This window comes from uncultured Jatrophihabitans sp. (assembly GCF_964251945.1).
GTDB lineage: Bacteria > Actinomycetota > Actinomycetes > Mycobacteriales > Jatrophihabitantaceae > Jatrophihabitans.
The window spans coordinates 97,781-114,466 of sequence record NZ_CAXULP010000001.1; the positions used below are offsets into that span (position 1 = coordinate 97,781).

The following is a 16,686-nucleotide window of genomic DNA, read 5'->3' on the forward strand; positions in this document are numbered from 1 at the left end:
TGCCGCCGCACCCGATGGTGTCGTAATCTGAATGACGGCCCGCTGCGCGGTGGGCCTTGAACGCGAGCGGGCGCATTCGCAGTCCGCACCGCAATCCCAGCAAGGAGTGGATCCGCGATGTACGCCATCGTCAAGACCGGCGGCAAGCAGTACAAGGTCGCCGAGGGCGATGTGATCGAGGTCGAGAAGCTCAATGCCGCGCCGGGCGCCGAGGTGGCGCTCGCGCCCGTCCTGCTCGTGGACGGCGAGGCCGTCACCCACGACGCCGCGGCCCTGTCGGCCGCCACGATCACCGCCGAGGTGGTCGCGCAGACCAAGGGCCCCAAGATCCGTATTCACAAGTTCAAGAACAAGACCGGCTACCACAAGCGGCAGGGCCACCGTCAGCCGCTGACCCAGATCCGCGTCACCGGCATCAGCAAGTAGGGAAGAGCGACGACATGGCACACAAGAAGGGCGCATCCAGCTCCCGCAACGGCCGCGACTCGAACGCGCAGTACCTCGGCGTCAAGCGTTTCGGCGGCCAAGTGGTCAAGGCCGGCGAGATCCTCATTCGCCAGCGCGGCACCAAGTTCCACCCCGGCGCCGGCGTCGGCCGCGGCAAGGACGACACGTTGTTCGCCCTCGAGGCCGGCGCAGTGCAGTTCGGCACCCGCCGCGGCCGCAAGACAGTAAACATCGTTTAGGGTCGCCGGTCCGCCTCCCCGGGACTCCTCCGCCTCCCCGCCACTCGCCCGCCTCCCCGCCACTTTTCTGTTGTTGTCTCTTTCCAGCCCGAGGTTCCGACTCGTCGCTGCCTGACTGTTCCAGCGCGAGGTTTTGATGGCTAGTTTTGTTGATCGGGTTGTGTTGCATGTCGGCGCGGGCAACGGCGGGCACGGAGTCGCGTCCATCCACCGCGAGAAGTTCAAGCCGCTCGGCGGCCCCGACGGCGGCGATGGCGGCCGGGGCGGGGACGTCGTGCTGACGGTCGACAACAACGTCCACACCCTGCTCGACTTCCACCACCACCCACACCAGCGGGCCGGCAACGGCAAGCAGGGCGCGGGCAGCCACCGCAACGGCGCCGACGGCGGCGACCTCGAGCTGCAGGTGCCGGATGGCACGGTAATCCTGGACGAGGCCGGGACGGTGCTCGCCGATCTCACCGGCCAAGGCGCGCGGTTCGTCGCCGCGCGGGGCGGTCGAGGCGGCCTCGGCAACGCGGCGCTCGCCTCGACCAGGCGCAAGGCGCCCGGCTTCGCGCTGCTCGGCGAGCCCGGCGAATCCCGCGACCTCGTGCTCGAGCTGAAGAGCGTTGCCGACGTCGGGCTCGTCGGCTTCCCCAGCGCCGGCAAGTCCAGCCTGATCGCGGCGATCTCCGCAGCGCGTCCCAAGATCGCCGACTATCCGTTCACGACGCTCGTGCCGAACCTCGGCGTGGTCAGCGCCGGCGACGTCACCTTCACCGTGGCAGACGTGCCCGGGCTGATCCCCGGCGCCGCCGCCGGCAAGGGGCTCGGCCTGGATTTCCTGCGGCATGTCGAGCGATGCGCGCTGCTGCTGCACGTCCTCGACTGCGCCACGCTCGAACCGGGCCGCGATCCGTTGAGCGACCTCACCGCTCTGGAGACCGAGCTCGGCGAGTACGCCGGGACGTTCGGGGAGCTGCTCGCCAAGCCCCGGCTCGTCGCGCTGAACAAGGTGGACGTGCCCGAGGGGCGTGAGCTCGCAGAACTCGTCCGGCCCGATCTCGAGGCGCGCGGGCTGCGGGTCTTCGAGATCTCCGCGGTGTCGCACGACGGCCTGCGCGAGCTGACCTTCGCCCTCGCCGAGGCGGTCGCCGCGGACCGCGCCGCGCGGCCCGCGCCGGAGGCCCAGCGCATCGTGCTGCGGCCGACGGCGGTCGACGACAGCGGCTTCACGATCCATGCCGATCCGGAGATCTCCGGCGGATACGTTGTGCGCGGCGAGAAGCCGGAGCGGTGGATCAGGCAGACCGCCTTCGACAACGACGAGGCCGTCGGCTACCTCGCCGACCGGCTCAAGCGGCTCGGCGTCGAGGACGAGCTGGCCCGCTTGGGCGCGGAACCCGGCGCGGCGGTCACGATCGGCGGCGTCACCTTCGATTTCGAACCGACCGGCGGCGTCGACGATTCGGCCTACACGCCGACCCGCCGCGGGTACGACGTCCGGCTCGCCGACGACACCCGCAACCGCGCGCAGCAACGGCTCGCCGCCAAGAAGGCGCGCCGTTCGGGGGAGTGGGACGACGACGCGGACGCCGCGATCACCGAGCCGGTCGGCGCGGCCGTGGCCGACGGCGCGGCTGTGCGAGACGGCGCGGCTGTGCGAGACGTCGCGGCTGTGCGAGACGGTGCGGTGGGGGTGGCCGACGAGTGAGCCGCCCGGCCGTCGCGACCGCCCGGCGCATCGTGGTCAAGGTCGGCTCGTCGTCGCTCACCGCGCGCGGCCGGCTCGATCCGCAACGCCTCGACGCGATCGTCGACGCGCTTGCCGCGCGGGTGGCCGACGGCCGGCAGGTGGTGCTGGTGTCCTCCGGCGCTATTGCGGCGGGGATCGGACCGCTCGGTCTGAAGACGCGCCCGCGCGACCTCGCCACCCAGCAGGCCGCGGCCAGCGTCGGGCAGCTGTTGCTCGCCGAGCGCTACGGCCAGTCGTTCGCCCGCTACGGCCTGCGCGTCGGGCAGGTGCTGCTGACCGCAGACGACCTGCACCGGCGCGGGCACTACCGCAACGCGGACCGCACGCTCGAGCGGCTGCTCGCCCTCGGCGTCATCCCGATCGTCAACGAGAACGACACCGTCGCGACCCACGAGATCCGTTTCGGCGACAACGACCGGCTCGCCGCGCTCGTGGCGCACCTGGTGCACGCCGAGGCGCTGGTGCTGCTCACCGACGTCGACGGGCTCTACACCGGCAGGCCGGGCGCCGCCGGGTCGCAGTTCATCCCGGAGGTCACGTCGATGGCCGAGCTGGCCGGGGTGGACGTGTCGCGCGCCGGCAGCCACGTCGGCTCCGGTGGGATGTTGACCAAGATCGACGCCGCCGCGATCGCCACCAGCGAGGGCATCCCGGTGGTGCTGTCGGCGTCCGTCCGGATCGCCGACGCGATGGCTGGCCAGGCGGGCACGGTCTTCTCCGCCGCAGGCGACCGCAGCGCGTCGCGGCTGTTCTGGTTGCGGCACGCGACCACGCCGCGCGGCCAGCTGATTCTCGACGCGGGCGCGGTGGCCGCGGTGGTGCAGCGGCGGATGTCGCTGCTGCCGGCCGGCGTCACCGCCGTGCGCGGGGAGTTCTACTCCGGCGAGCCGGTCGACCTAGTCGGTCCGGACGGCGTGCCGGTGGCCCGCGGCCTCGTCGGCTATGACGCGGCGGACCTGCCGCCGCTGCTCGGCCACAAGACCAGCGAGCTACCCGCCGAATTCCGCCGCGAGCTGATGCATCGCGACGACGTCGTCCTGCTCTGATCGCCGACAGTGGTCATCTGCGAGCTCAGTGGTCAGACGTAATTGACCACTGAGGGCGGTAACTGACCACTGACGTCTGCCTGCACGGCTGGACAGCTAAAGTCCGCTCATGGGGTGGCCGGACTTCATCGTGATCGGCGCGCCGAAGGCCGGCTCCACGGCGCTGCACGTCGCCCTCGAGCAGCACCCGCAGCTCTACCTGTCGCAGCCAAAAGAGCCGAAGTTCTTCCTGACCGACGGCCGCCGGCCGCGCCGGGCCCAGCAGCGCGGGCCGGGTGACGCGCACAGCGCCCAGGAGTGGATCTGGCGCCAGGACCGCTACCAGCGGCTGTTCGACGCGGCGCCGCCCGGCACGCTGACCGGCGAGAGCACGCCGTTCTACCTCTGGGACACGGCGGCGCACGAGCGGATGGCGCGGCTCGTCCCGCACGCCAAGCTGATCGCGGTGATCCGCGATCCGGTCGACCGGGCCTACTCCAACTGGACCCACTTGCGGTCGGACGGCCTCGAGCCAGAAGCCGACTTCCTGCGCGCCTGCCAGCTCGAGCCGAGACGCGCCGCGCGGGGGTGGGCGCCGTTCTGGCGCTACCTCGGCCTCGGCCGCTACGGCGAGCAGCTGCGGCATCTGCACGAGCATTTCCCGCCCGAGCAGGTGCACGTCGTCCGCTACCGGGCGCTGATCGACGAGCCGGCGCAGACGCTCGACGCGATCACCGGCTTCCTCGGCGTCGCGCAGGGCGTGGTCACCTCGATCCCCGGCTCGAACGTGTCCGCCTGGGCGGGGCCCAACGCGGTGAACGCCGGCCTGCGCCGGCTCGTGCGCGCAGGCGCGGCCGTCGGCAGCTTCTTGCCGCCGGACGCGTGGCGGCAGGCGTCGCGGCCGCTGCTCGCTGCGCTGCACCGCGGCGACGCGCATCGCCCGAAGCTCGACGTCGGGGTGCGGCGCGAGCTCGTCGCGCAGTTCACCGACGACGTCGCCTTGCTGGAGCGGCTGCTGGACCGCTCGTTTCAGGACTGGCTGGGCGACAGCGGGCGCGGCACGTACGCGGTGCGCAAATCGTTGGCGCCGTCCGAGCGCGACGCCTCCCAGTAGAGCCGGGTGCCCGTCGGCGTCTCCGCCAGCGAGACATACCGCAAGGTACGGCCCGTCGGAGTAGGGCCGGCGATCGGCACGAAGCTCGACGGGTCGTCGCCTGCCGCGATCCCGGTCCGCTCGAACCAGTTCTGCGCGGCGTTCTCCCGCCCGTCGTAGAAGGCCAGCCACTGCGCGCCGCTGCGCAGCACGCTGGTGATCCGCGCGCCGCGGGCGTCCCAGCTGCCTGGCGTCGGCGACAGCGCGGTCGGGCCCTCGTCCCACGTCAGCCCGTCCTCGCTCGTGAGGTAGACGCTGGTCATCCGGTCGGCCTCGTCCTCGCCGCCGTCGAGCGGGTGCCGGCAGCACCACATCTGCCACTCGCCGCCGACGCGGCGGACCACCGGGTCCTTCCATGCGCTCGTCGCGCCGCCGGCAAGCACGACGGTCCGCTTGCCGTCGGCCAGGTCGGCCAGCTCGTCGGCGTCGATCGCCTCGACCCACCAGTGCTTCGACGCGAGGGTCGAGCAGGCGACGTAGAGCCGCCAGCCGCCGCCGTCGAGGGGGACCAGGGCGGGACGTTCGAGCGAGGCGCACTCGAACTGCTCGCTGGTGACCGTCGCGACCGTCTCGAACGACTGGCCGTCGTCCGAGCGGGCGACGACGTTGGCGTAGCCGCGGCCCTCGGTCACCGGCCGGCGCAGCCGGTAGGCCAGGTAATACCCGCCGGCTGACCACACCGCCGACGGGGCGCCCGCCCAGTAGCCAGGCCCCGATCCGGGCGGCTCGACGACGACCTCGGCGGCGGGATCGGCCAGCAGTTCGAGCAGTTCGGCCGCCTGAGTCACGTCCTCGAGGCTATCGACTGCCGCGATCGTGCCGGCCCACCCCCGTCCAGCGCGAGTTGTCCTCGCGTCGTCGGGCCGTGCGCCGACGAAGCGAGGACGACTTCGGCGTGTGGGGGTGGGTGATCGCGACGGTCCGGCTGGACCCGCCACGTGATGTGCACAACACTGGGTCGAACAGCGGTTCGACCCAGGAGAGCAGATGGCCTACTTCGTCACCGGCGCAACGGGCTTCATCGGCCGGTTCCTGCTCGCCGAGCTGCTCAAGCGCGAGGGCGCCATTCACTGCCTGGTCCGCGCGAGCTCGCTGGACAAGCTGGACGAGCTGAAGGCGCGGCTGGGCGCGGACGACGACCGCATCGTCCCGGTGGTCGGCGACCTCGGCGCGGAGCGGCTCGGCGTCGACCAGGACGACGTCGACCGGCTCGCCGGCCAGGTCGAGCACTTCTTCCACCTCGCCGCGATCTACGACCTGACCGCCGACGCGGACACGCAACGCGCCGCGAACGTCGAAGGCACCCGGCACGCCTTGCAGCTGGCCGAGGCCGTCGGGGCGGAACACTTTCACCAGATCAGCTCGATCGCCGCCGCCGGGCTGTACCGGGGCACGTTCACCGAGGACATGTTCGACGAGGCCGAGGACGTCGGCCACAACCCCTACTACCAGACCAAGCACGAGTCCGAGGCCGTCGTCCGGGCCGAGACGACCGTGCCCTGGCGGATCTACCGGCCGGGCGTCGTCGTCGGCAGCTCGCAGACCGGTGAGATCGACAAGATCGACGGGCCGTACTACTTCTTCCGCGCGATCCAGCGTGTCCGCGGGCTCGCGCCGTCCTGGCTGCGCACCGTGGGCGTGGAGGGCGGCGAGATCAACATGGTGCCGGTGGACTACGTCGCCCAGGCGTTGGACTACCTGGCGCACCAGCCCGACCTCGACGGCCAGACGTTCCACCTCATCGACCCCGACCCGTTGACCGTCGCCGGCGTGCTCAAGGCGCTGACGAAGGCCGCGAAGGCGCCGCAGCCCGCGCTCAACCTCGACGCCCGAGTGCTCGACGCGCTGCCGGCGCGCTTGACGGCGACTCTGACGAGCCTGCCGGGCACGCGCCAGGCGACCGATCTGCTGCTCGCCGAACTCGGCATACCTCGGGAGATGTTCGCTTACCTCACCTACCCCACGCACTTCGACTCGACGAAGACCCAGGCGGCGCTGGCCGGCTCGGACATCGAGGTCCCGCCGTTCGCCATGTACGCCCAGCAGCTCTGGGAGTACTGGCAGCGCAATTACAGCCCGGACCGGCGCAAGGACAAGCTGCTCGCCCGCGCCATCCGCGGCAAGACCGTGATGATCACCGGCGCCTCGTCGGGCATCGGCCGCGCGACGGCGCTGCGAGTCGGCGCCGCCGGCGGCAAGGTCGTCCTCGTCGCCCGCGGCGCGGACAAGCTGGAGCAGACCAAGATCGAGATCGAGGATCTCGGCGGCACCGCGTTCGTCCACCGCTGCGACCTGTCGGACATGAGCGACATCGAGCGGATGGCAAAGGAGGTGCTGCAGGAGCACGGCCGGGTGGACGTGCTGGTCAACAACGCCGGCCGGTCGATCCGCCGCTCGATCGCGCTGTCCTACGACCGCTTCCACGACTTCGAGCGGACGATGCAGCTGAACTACTTCGGGCCGGTGAAGCTGATCCTGGCGCTGCTGCCGGTGATGCGCGGCCGCAGCGCCGACGGCCGGCGGGGCGGGCACATCCTCAACGTGAGCTCGATCGGCGTGCAGACGAACATCCCGCGGTTCTCCGCCTACGTCGCCTCGAAGGCCGCGCTGGACGCGTTCTCGCGCTGCATCGCCTCCGAGGTGATCGACGACGGCGTGCACCTGACGACGATCCACATGCCGCTGGTCCGCACGCCGATGATCGCCCCGACGAAGATGTATGACCGGTTCCCGACCATGACGCCGGCCGAGGCCGCCGATCTCATCTGCAAGGCGATGATCCGCAAGCCGAAGAAGGTCGGGACCATGATGGGCAACGCCGGCGAGCTCGCGTACCAGATCGCGCCCCGCGGGGTGGACGTCGTGCTGAACGCCGGTTACAAGCTGTTCCCGGACTCGCATGCGGCGCGCGGCGACAAGCCCCACAGCGGCAAGGACCGGCAGCAGCCGTCGACCGAGAGCGTCGCGTTCGCGCACATCCTGCGCGGCGTGCACTGGTAGCGAGCGACGGCTGGGCCCGACGAGCCGCTCGGTGCGCATAGGTTGGCACGATGAGCGACGGCAGCCAGCCCAGCGAGCCCAGGACGGGCGACAGCGACGGCCGCCTGCCCGATGACTCGCCCGCTGAGTCCGTGGCGGAGCAATACCCGCGCCCCCCGCTGCACACCGAGCCGGCGAGCGCCGGCGGGTCCGACGTGCCCGTGCCGTTCCTGCCGCCGTCGCAACGCGGATTGAGCGGTGCGCGGCACTACGCAGCCGACCAGCCCTATTCGCCGCGCCAGCCCGCGCAGCCCGTAGTCCGGCCGGCGACCCCGCGGCCGGAGGACCTGCTCGTCCCGAATCACGCGCCGGAGACAGCCGAGCCCGCCAGCTGGGGGTGGCGCGGCAAGGTGCACCGCGGCACCGGCGGCCTGCTCAAGCCGAAGGCCGGCCGGCGGGAGCGCGCGTTCCGGGACGCGATCCTCCGCATCCGGCGCAGCTTCTCCCGGCCGATGACCGTCGTCGTCATCCAACCCAAGGGTGGCGCCGGCAAGACGCCCACGACGATCTGCCTGTCCGCGGCGTTCGGCGCCCACCGCGGCGGCTACGTCGTGGGCTGGGACGACAACGAGACCCGCGGCACGCTCGCCGTTCGGGTGGCCAATCCCGACGATCGGCGCACCACCGCGTGGGACCTGCTCGGCGATCTGGCGGCCTTCGAGCGCTTCGACGCGCGGGTCGGCGACCTCGGCCACTACGTCCGCTCGCAACCGGACGCGCACTTCGACGCGCTGGTCAGCGACGACCATCCGGGCAACATGTCGCAGATCGGCGAGCAGGAGTACCAGCGTCTGCACACCGTGCTGCAGCGCTTCTACCGGATGATCGTCGTCGACACCGGCAACAACGTCCGCTCCCCGAACTGGCAGGCGGCGGTGAATTCGGCCGACGCCGTCGTCGTGGTGTCCAGCTATCAGCGCGACGTCGGGTACAGCGGCTCGTGGGTGCTCGACCATCTGGCGCAGACGGGCCGCGAGCAGCTCGCGGCCAACGCCGTCACCGTGTTGACCGCGGCCGACCCGACCACCGACCGGGCGGTGCGCGAGCAGCTGCTGGCGCACTTCGCGGCCCGCACCCGGGCGGTGTGCGAAGTGCCCTACGACCCGCAGCTCGCCCACGGCGGCCCGATCAGATGGCACGACCTGTCGAGCGCGTCGCGCACCGCCTGGACGTTGGCCGGCGCGACCGTCGTCGACGTGCTGGTCGAGCGCGACGAGCAGGCGATCGCAGCGCGCCGCGAGGGCTGATCAGGCGTCCGTCGGTCAGGGTCAGCGCAGCGGTTAGCGTGGCGTGCATGCCTGCTGTCCCCGGACGTGCCCCGTTGTTGCTCGAGCTTGATCTGACCATACCTCCGATTGAGGTCGAGCCGGAGGACGTGCTGGGCAAGCTGCGCAGCCGGTCGCGGCCCCGCCTGCGCGCGGTGCTGCGCGCGCTGCACGAGGCGGGCGACAGTCCAAGGGTGCGCGGGCTGATCGTCAAGGTCGGGGGAGCGGAATTGCCGTGGGCGGTCATGCAGGAACTGCGCGCCGGCCTCGTCGCGTTCGCCGCCAGCGGCAAGCCGACGCTCGCCTGGGCGGAGTCGCTCGGCGAGGGCAACGGCACGGTCGACTACGTCCTCGCGACCGGCTGCGCGGAGATCTGGCTGCAGCCGAGCGGCGAGCTCGGCCTGCTCGGCGTCGCGGCCGAGACGACGTTCGTGCGCGGCGCGCTCGACAAGCTCGGCGTCGAGCCCCAGCTGGACAAGCGGCACGAGTACAAATCGGCGGCTGACCGGATCATGCAGACGGAGTTCACCCCGGCGCATCGCGAGGCGGTCGACCGGATCGTCGAGTCGACGTGGGACACCGGCGTCACCGCGATCGCGGCCGGTCGTTCGCTGTCCGAGCAGCAGGTTCGGGAGCTGGCCGACACCGCGCCGCTGAGCGCGCAGGACGCACTCGACGCAGGGTTGATCGACCGGGTCGGCTATCGCGACGAGGTGTACGGCGACCTGCGCAAACGGCTCGGCGCGGTCGAGCTGCTGTTCGCCGACCGGTGGTCCCCGCGCCGCTCGCCGGCCCAGCGGATGCGCCGCGGCGGAGTCGTCGCGCTGGTCGAGGGGCACGGCGAGATCGCCGGCGGCCGTAGCGGCTCGGGCCCGCGCGGCCGGCGGATGGGCAGCGACACGGTGTCGGCCGCCCTGCGCGCCGCCCGCGAGGACGAGAAGGTGCGCGCGGTGCTGTTCCGGGTGGACTCGCCCGGCGGGTCGGCCGTCGCCTCGGACACGATCTGGCGCGAGGTCGTGCTGACCCGCGAGGCCGGCAAGCCGGTGATCGTGTCGATGGGCGCGCTGGCCGGCTCCGGCGGCTACTACATCGCCTGCCCGGCCGACGTCGTGCTCGCCCAGCCGACGACGATCACCGGCTCGATCGGCGTGCTCGGGGGCAAGATCGTCCTCACGGAGCTGCTCGCCCGGCTCGGCCTGACGACCGGCGTGGTCGCCCGCGGCGGCAGCGCGCGGATGTACTCGCTGCGAGAGGGGTTCACCGACGGCGAGCGCGAGCGGCTGTCGGCGATGCTCGACCGGGTGTACGCCGACTTCGTGCAGAAGGTCGCCGACGGCCGCGGAATGTCCGTCGACGCGGTGGACAACGTCGCGCGCGGGCGAATCTGGTCCGGCGCGGACGCCGTCGGCAACGGCCTCGTCGACCAGCTCGGCGGCATCCGCGACGCGGCGCGGATCGCCCGCGAACGCGGCGGGCTGCGGCCGGACGCGCCGGTGCGGCCGGCGGTTCGCGTGTCCCCGCTCGAGCGGCTGCGCCGGCCCGCGTCCAGCGAGGACCCGCGGGCCGCCCGGGCTGTCGCCGGTTGGGGCGAGCTCGCCGCGCTCGCGCAGCTGCTGGAACTGCCGTTCGGCGGTCCGCTCTCGATGCCGGCGCTGCGCTTGGTCTGACGCTGCGCTTGGTCTGACGCCGCGCTTGGTCTGACGCCGCGCTTGGTCTGACGCTGCGCTTGGTCTGACGCTGCGCTTGGTCTGACGCCGCGCTTGTCGTTGGCACGGCGGGCGACCGTACGATCTCCTTCCATGGCCGGGCGCGTCGGGATCATGGGCGGCACCTTCGACCCCATTCACCACGGCCACCTGGTCGCGGCGAGCGAGGTGGCGTCGCTCTACGACCTCGACGAGGTCATCTTCGTGCCGACCGGCGAGCCGTGGCAGAAGACCGAACGGCGGGTCAGCCCGGCCGAACACCGCTACCTGATGGCCGTCATCGCGACCGCGTCGAACCCGCGGTTCTGGGTCAGCCGGGTGGACATCGCCCGCGCCGGCCCCACGTACACGATCGACACGATCCGCGACATCGCCGACCTGCGCCCCGGCGCCGAGCTGTTCTTCATCACCGGCGCCGACGCGCTCGCGCAGATCCTGTCCTGGAAGGACGCCGAGGACGCCTTGCAGCTCGCCCGCTTCGTCGGCGTGACCCGGCCGGGCTACGAGCTGTCCGACGCGCACCTGCCGATCGACGCCGCGCAGCTGCTCGACGTGCCGGCGCTCGCGATCTCCTCGAGCGGCTGCCGCGAACGCGTGGCCGACGGCCGGCCCGTCTGGTACCTGGTGCCGGACGGCGTCGTGCAATACATCAACAAGCACGAGCTCTACCGCACGTAGACTGGCTCGTCGTGACGGCGACCGAGGAAGCGACCCAGCTCGCGACGACGATCGCGCAGGCGGCCGCGGACAAGCTCGCCACCGACATCGTGCTCATCGACGTCAGCGACCGGCTGGCGATCACCGACGTCTTCGTCGTCGCCACCGGCAGCAACGAACGCCAGGTCGAGGCCATCGTGGACGCGGTGGAGGAGCAGGCCAGGCTCGCCGGCTCCAAGCCGATCCGCCGCGAGGGCCAGCGCGACGGCCGGTGGGTGCTGCTCGACTACGGCGATGTCGTGGCCCACATCCAACACTCCGAGGAGCGGGTGTTCTACGCCCTGGAACGGCTGTGGAAGGACTGCCCCTTCCTGCCCTTCACCGACGCCGCGCAGGCGCGCCGACCGGTCGGCGCAAGCTCTTCCGCCGGCTCCAGCGCGGGCTCTGCCGCGAGTTCCGACGCCGCCGTCGCCGACCGCGACGCCGACCGGCGCTAGGTGGGGCCGCGCCGGGTCGTCGTGCTCCGGCACGGCCGCACCACGTGGAACGCCGAGCGCAGGTTCCAGGGGCACGCCGACCCGCCACTGGACGACGTCGGCCGGATGCAGGCCTATGAGGTCGGCGAGATCCTCGCCGCGATTCGGCCGGACGTGCTGGTCAGTTCCGACGCCCAGCGCGCCGCGCAGACCGCCGACATCGTCGGCGCGGCCATCGGCCTGCCGGTGCTGCTCGACCACCGGCTGCGCGAGCGCGGGCTCGGGCACTGGGAGGGCCTCACCCGCGACGAGGTCGCGCAGCAATATCCGGACGAGTACGCGGACTGGGTGGCCGGGCGAGACGTCAGCCGACGGGGCGGCGAGTCCCGCGAAGAGGTCGCCGCCCGGGTGCTGGCGGCGTTCGCCCAGCTGCCGTCGGCGCAGCTCGCCTTGCTGGTCACCCACAGCGCGACGGCGATGGCGCTGACGAACGGGTTGCTGGGCATCCCGCAGTCGGCGCATCCGCTCGGCCCGCTGGCGAACTGCCACTGGACGGAGTTGATCGCCGAGCAGCATGAGGGCGACGAGCCGCGGTGGCGGCTGCGCGGGCACAATCTGGGCGTCCCGGGCGTGGTCGTCCCGCTGCCGGTGCGCGAGCCGGCGGGCGAGGACGAGACGAGCGACGCCGACGCCTGAGCAAGTGACCGACGCCATAGGTGGTTGAGCGTTCTGCTATCGGCGGAAAGCCTTTACAGTTCGACCTGGTGCCCCCGCGCCCGGTGGCGACGGACGGCGGGCGCGGGGCGCGCACCCCTTGGTTTCCTTGTCGTATCCTTGGCGACGTGATGACGGCTCACCTGCTTCTTACATAGGCCGCGCTGGCGTCCTAGACGACGGGACAGCGCGGCCGAGCCTCTGCCTGGTGCAGGGGCTCTTGCTATGTGCGAGACGTCCACCGCCGACGCGGACCAGTCGGGCGCCAGCCGCACCCGCCGCATATCACTGCACGAGGAGCCCACGATGACCACCGCCGCCGAACCCGGCGCCACCACGAAGGACGCCACCCCCAAAGACGTCACCGCGGAAGACGCCGTCCCGCCGTTCCGCTACACCGCCGCGCTCGCCAACCGCATCGAGGTCGACTGGCAGAAGCGTTGGTTCGAGCAGGGCACGTTCAACGCGCCGAACCCGGTCGGCGAGCTGTCCGACGGCTTCGACCGGGTGGCCATCCGCCCGCACTGTTACGTGATGGACATGTTCCCGTACCCGTCCGGCGCCGGGCTGCACGTCGGCCACCCGCTCGGCTACATCGGCACCGACGTCTACGCCCGCTACCGCCGGATGCGCGGCGACAACGTCCTGCACACGATGGGCTTCGACGCGTTCGGTCTGCCCGCCGAGCAGTACGCGGTCGAGACCGGCCAGCATCCGCACACCACCACCTACGGCAACATCGAGGTCTTCGTGGCCCAGCTGCGTCGCCTCGGCCTGGGTCATGACGAGCGCCGCCGGGTCGCCACCACCGACCCGGCGTTTTACCGGTGGACGCAATGGATCTTCCTGCAGATCTTCAACGCCTGGTACGACGCCGCGGCGGACAAGGCGCGGCCGATCGCCGAGCTGATCTCCGAGTTGGACGCCGGGACCCGCCAGCCGAACGACGGCGCGAACCCGTTCGACCGACCGTGGGTGGAGCTGTCCGAGGTGGAGCGCCGGCAGGTCGTCGACAACCATCGGCTGGCCTACCGCAGCGAGTCGACGGTCAACTGGGCGCCCGGGCTGGGCACCGTGCTGTCCAACGAAGAGGTCACCGCGGACGGCCGCAGCGAACGCGGAAACTTCCCGGTGTTCAAACGGCCGCTGCCGCAATGGATGATGCGGATCACCGCCTACGCCGACCGGTTGGTGCGCGACCTGGAAGAGATCGACTGGCCGGACAAGGTGCGCACGATGCAGCGCAACTGGATTGGCCGCAGCACCGGCGCGCAGGTGTCGTTCGCGACACCCGCGGGCGACCTGCAGGTCTTCACCACCCGGCCGGACACGTTGTTCGGCGCCACTTACATGGTGGTCGCGCCGGAGCACCCGCTGGTCGACGCGCTGACCGCCGACGCGTGGCCCGCCGGCGGCTGGCCCGAGGGCGTGGGCGACTCGTGGACCGGCGGGCACGGCGACCCGCGCTCGGCAGTCGGCGCCTACCGCGCTGCGGCCGCCCGCCGGTCCGAGCTGGACCGGCAGGCCGGTGACCGCGCCAAGACCGGCGTGTTCACCGGCTCGTTCGCGACGAACCCGGTCACCGGCACGCAGATCCCGGTGTTCGTCGCCGACTACGTGCTGATGGGGTACGGCACCGGCGCGATCATGGCCGTCCCCGCGCAGGACGAGCGCGACTGGGAGTTCGCGAAGGCGTTCGAGCTGCCGATCATCCGCACTGTCGCGCCGCCCGAGGGCTGGGCGGGGGAGGCGTTCACCGGCGACGGGCCGGCGATCAACTCCTCGATCGACGGGCTGTCGCTGGACGGGCTGGACGTCGCGACCGCCAAGGCGACGATGATCGAATGGCTGGAGGCGAACGGTCGCGGCCGCGGCACGGTCACCTACCGGCTGCGGGACTGGCTGTTCAGCCGGCAGCGCTACTGGGGCGAGCCGTTCCCGATCGTCTACGACGAGACCGGCCTGCCCATCGCGCTGCCCGAGTCGATGCTGCCGGTCGAGCTGCCGGAGACCGACGACTTCTCGCCCAAGTCGTTCCCGCCTGACGACGCCGAGTCGACGCCCGAGCCGCCGCTGGGCCGGCTGGCCCACTGGGTCGACGTAGAGCTGGATCTGGGCGACGGGCCGAAGGCCTACCGCCGCGAGACGAACACCATGCCGAACTGGGCGGGTTCCTGCTGGTACGAGCTGCGTTACCTGGACCCGACGAACGCCGACACGCTGGTCGACTCCGAGATCGAGCGCTACTGGATGGGCCCCAACGCCGACCGTCCGCTGGGCGGCGTCGAGCTCTACGTCGGCGGCGTCGAGCACGCGGTGCTGCACCTGCTGTACGCGCGGTTCTGGCACAAGGTGCTGTACGACCTGGGGCACGTGTCGTCGTCGGAGCCGTTCCACCGGCTCGTCAACCAGGGGATGCTGCAGCTGCCCGCGTACACCAACGCCGACGGGTTCTACGTGCCGGCGGCGGAGGTGGTCGAGACGCAGGGTCGCTTCTACTTCGACGGCGTCGAGGTGAACCAGGAGTTCGGCAAGATCGGCAAGTCGCTGAAGAACGTGGTCAACCCGGACGAGTTCATCGCCGAGTACGGCGCGGACACCTTCCGGATGTTCGAGATGTTCAGCGGGCCGCTGGAGCAGTCGCGACCGTGGGACTCCAAAGCGATCGTCGGGCCGTACCGGCTGCTGCAGCGGGTGTGGCGCGTCGTCGTCGACGAGCAGACCGGCGAGTCGCAGGTGTCTGACGAGCCGATCCCCGACGAGCTGAATCGCCTGCTGCACAAGGCGATCCACGCCGTGCGCGAGGGCTACGAGACGTTGCGTTTCAACACGTCCATCGCGCGCGTCACCGAGCTGAACAACGCGGTCACGCAGGCGTATCCGCGCGGCGGCACGCCGCGGGCGCTGGCCGAGTCGCTCGTGCTGATGCTCGCGCCGCTGGCGCCGCACGCGGCCGAAGAGCTGTGGTCGCGGCTGGGCCACGACACGTCGCTGGCGTGGACGCAGTTCCCGGTCGTCGACGAGTCGCTGCTGATCGAGGAGACGGTCGAGATCCCCGTCCAGGTCAACGGCAAACTGCGCGCGGTCATCAAGGTGGACGCCGGCGCCGACGCGGCGGCGCTGGAGGCCGCCGCGCGCGAGGACTCGCGGATCGCGGCCGCGCTGGAGGGCAGGGCGACCCGGCGGGTCGTCGCGGTGCCCGGCCGGCTCGTGAACTTCGTCGTCTGATGCCGGTGGGACTCTGATGTCGGTGGGACGGGTGGCCGTCGTCACCGACTCGACGTCGTGCCTGCCTGCGGACGAGCTGGGCCGCCTCGGCGTCTCCGTGGTTCCGTTGCGGGTGACCGTCGGCTCGCGCACCTGGACCGACGGCGTGGACATCACGGCCGGGGAGATCGCCCGGGCACTGCGCGACAAGCAGCAGGTCTCGACATCGCGCCCTTCGCCCGCGGAATTCGCGGCGGTGTTCCGGCGGCTGCTGGACGGCGGCGCGTCGCACGTGGTGTCGGTGCACCTGTCGGCGGCGCTGTCCGGCACGTGGGAGGCGGCGGTGCTGGCCGCGCAGGACTTCCCGCACGGCGCGGTGCGGGTCGTCGACTCGCGATCGACGGCGATGGCGCTGGGGTACGCGGTGCGGGCGGCGGCCGAACGCGCTCTGGACGGTTCGCCGGCCGCTGCGGTGCAAGGCGCCGCGGCGTCGACAGTCGACTCCACCCGGACGTTGTTCTACGTCCATACCTTGGAGTATCTGCGCCGAGGGGGGCGGATCGGGACGGCGGCGTCGTTGTTCGCGACGACGCTGTCCGTCAAGCCGCTGCTGCAGGTGGTGGAAGGGCAGATCGTCGCGCTGGAGAAGGTGCGCACGACGTCGAAGGCGCTGAGCCGCCTCGTGGAGCTGGCCGCGCAGGCGGCCGGCGACGGCAAGGTGGACCTCGCGGTGCACCACCTCGCGGCGGCGGAGAAGGCCACTGGGCTGGCGACCGCGCTGGCCGCGGCGATCCCGGGCGCGGGGGAGTGCGCGGTGTCCGAGCTGGGTCCGGTGATCGGCGCGCATCTCGGGCCCGGCGTGCTCGGCGTGGTGCTCGCCCGCCGCTGACCTGCTCGCGCGCGGGGCCCGGTAGCACTGACCGCCGACATTTTGCAGCCGAGTGTGCACAGCCGGCGTCCCTGTCCACAGCTGCTCGTGATCTGCGCCGGGAGCGTGGACGCCTGCCTAGCGTCGGGGCG

Annotated in this window: 14 protein-coding genes; 13 read left to right on the top strand and 1 reads right to left on the bottom strand. The window is 71.8% G+C overall.

Translation table 11 applies throughout. The features are described from left to right. Positions 1 to 117: 117 nt before the first annotated feature. The 5 genes from rplU to ACFFBG_RS00445 all read left to right on the top strand — a co-directional run bounded on the left by rplU (position 118) and on the right by ACFFBG_RS00445 (position 4,563). Positions 118 to 426, top strand: a complete 309-nt coding sequence (rplU, locus tag ACFFBG_RS00425) for a 50S ribosomal protein L21 (protein ID WP_375474499.1) — start codon at positions 118 to 120, stop codon at positions 424 to 426. A 14-nt stretch (positions 427 to 440) separates the two neighbouring features. Beyond that, positions 441 to 686, top strand: coding sequence for a 50S ribosomal protein L27 (gene rpmA, locus ACFFBG_RS00430; protein ID WP_375474501.1), 246 nt, complete (start codon positions 441 to 443; stop codon positions 684 to 686). Between the two features lie 136 nt (positions 687 to 822). Continuing rightward, positions 823 to 2,382, top strand: coding sequence for a GTPase ObgE (obgE, locus tag ACFFBG_RS00435; RefSeq protein ID WP_375474503.1), 1,560 nt, complete (start codon positions 823 to 825; stop codon positions 2,380 to 2,382). Then, on the top strand, positions 2,379 to 3,470 hold the full coding sequence (gene proB, locus ACFFBG_RS00440; RefSeq protein WP_375474505.1) for a glutamate 5-kinase: 1,092 nt from the start codon (positions 2,379 to 2,381) through the stop codon (positions 3,468 to 3,470). The genes obgE and proB overlap by 4 nt, the downstream gene beginning before the upstream one ends. A 109-nt stretch (positions 3,471 to 3,579) precedes the next feature. Next, positions 3,580 to 4,563 (top strand): sulfotransferase, encoded by a 984-nt coding sequence (locus ACFFBG_RS00445; RefSeq protein WP_375474507.1) that lies wholly within the window; start codon positions 3,580 to 3,582, stop codon positions 4,561 to 4,563. Here the strand turns inward: ACFFBG_RS00445 and ACFFBG_RS00450 are convergent. Continuing rightward, complete coding sequence (locus tag ACFFBG_RS00450; protein ID WP_375474509.1) at positions 4,479 to 5,390, bottom strand: hypothetical protein; 912 nt, start codon at positions 5,388 to 5,390, stop codon at positions 4,479 to 4,481. The genes ACFFBG_RS00445 and ACFFBG_RS00450 overlap by 85 nt on opposite strands. 199 nt (positions 5,391 to 5,589) lie before the next feature. On the opposite strand from ACFFBG_RS00450, the gene ACFFBG_RS00455 reads away from it, so the two are divergent. From ACFFBG_RS00455 to ACFFBG_RS00490, 8 genes are all read left to right on the top strand, one after another. Further along, positions 5,590 to 7,602, top strand: a complete 2,013-nt coding sequence (locus tag ACFFBG_RS00455; protein WP_375474510.1) for an SDR family oxidoreductase — start codon at positions 5,590 to 5,592, stop codon at positions 7,600 to 7,602. Between the two features lie 50 nt (positions 7,603 to 7,652). After that, positions 7,653 to 8,888: a cobalamin biosynthesis protein CobQ gene (locus ACFFBG_RS00460; RefSeq protein ID WP_375474512.1), complete on the top strand. Its 1,236-nt coding sequence runs from the start codon at positions 7,653 to 7,655 to the stop codon at positions 8,886 to 8,888. 47 nt (positions 8,889 to 8,935) lie between these two features. Beyond that, positions 8,936 to 10,573 (top strand): signal peptide peptidase SppA, encoded by a 1,638-nt coding sequence (sppA, locus tag ACFFBG_RS00465; RefSeq protein WP_375474514.1) that lies wholly within the window; start codon positions 8,936 to 8,938, stop codon positions 10,571 to 10,573. Positions 10,574 to 10,705: 132 nt separating this feature from the next. Further along, positions 10,706 to 11,290 (top strand): nicotinate-nucleotide adenylyltransferase, encoded by a 585-nt coding sequence (gene nadD, locus ACFFBG_RS00470; protein WP_375474516.1) that lies wholly within the window; start codon positions 10,706 to 10,708, stop codon positions 11,288 to 11,290. An 11-nt stretch (positions 11,291 to 11,301) separates the two neighbouring features. Next, complete coding sequence (rsfS, locus tag ACFFBG_RS00475; RefSeq protein WP_375474518.1) at positions 11,302 to 11,766, top strand: ribosome silencing factor; 465 nt, start codon at positions 11,302 to 11,304, stop codon at positions 11,764 to 11,766. Next, positions 11,767 to 12,441, top strand: a complete 675-nt coding sequence (locus tag ACFFBG_RS00480) for a histidine phosphatase family protein (RefSeq protein ID WP_375474520.1) — start codon at positions 11,767 to 11,769, stop codon at positions 12,439 to 12,441. Between the two features lie 324 nt (positions 12,442 to 12,765). After that, entirely contained in the window at positions 12,766 to 15,687 is a 2,922-nt protein-coding gene (locus ACFFBG_RS00485; RefSeq protein WP_375474522.1) for a leucine--tRNA ligase, read from the top strand. Positions 15,688 to 15,709: 22 nt separating this feature from the next. After that, entirely contained in the window at positions 15,710 to 16,555 is an 846-nt protein-coding gene (locus tag ACFFBG_RS00490; protein ID WP_375474524.1) for a DegV family protein, read from the top strand. The last annotated feature ends 131 nt before the right edge of the window (positions 16,556 to 16,686 follow it).

Bases quoted from the DNA above. Each gene is read 5' to 3' on its own strand.
- rplU (WP_375474499.1), top strand. From the start codon at position 118: ATGTACGCCATCGTCAAGACCGGCGGCAAGCAGTACAAGGTCGCCGAG.
- rpmA (WP_375474501.1), top strand. From the start codon at position 441: ATGGCACACAAGAAGGGCGCATCCAGCTCCCGCAACGGCCGCGACTCG.
- obgE (WP_375474503.1), top strand. From the start codon at position 823: ATGGCTAGTTTTGTTGATCGGGTTGTGTTGCATGTCGGCGCGGGCAAC.
- ACFFBG_RS00445 (WP_375474507.1), top strand. From the start codon at position 3,580: ATGGGGTGGCCGGACTTCATCGTGATCGGCGCGCCGAAGGCCGGCTCC.
- ACFFBG_RS00455 (WP_375474510.1), top strand. From the start codon at position 5,590: ATGGCCTACTTCGTCACCGGCGCAACGGGCTTCATCGGCCGGTTCCTG.
- ACFFBG_RS00460 (WP_375474512.1), top strand. From the start codon at position 7,653: ATGAGCGACGGCAGCCAGCCCAGCGAGCCCAGGACGGGCGACAGCGAC.
- sppA (WP_375474514.1), top strand. From the start codon at position 8,936: ATGCCTGCTGTCCCCGGACGTGCCCCGTTGTTGCTCGAGCTTGATCTG.
- nadD (WP_375474516.1), top strand. From the start codon at position 10,706: ATGGCCGGGCGCGTCGGGATCATGGGCGGCACCTTCGACCCCATTCAC.
- ACFFBG_RS00485 (WP_375474522.1), top strand. From the start codon at position 12,766: ATGACCACCGCCGCCGAACCCGGCGCCACCACGAAGGACGCCACCCCC.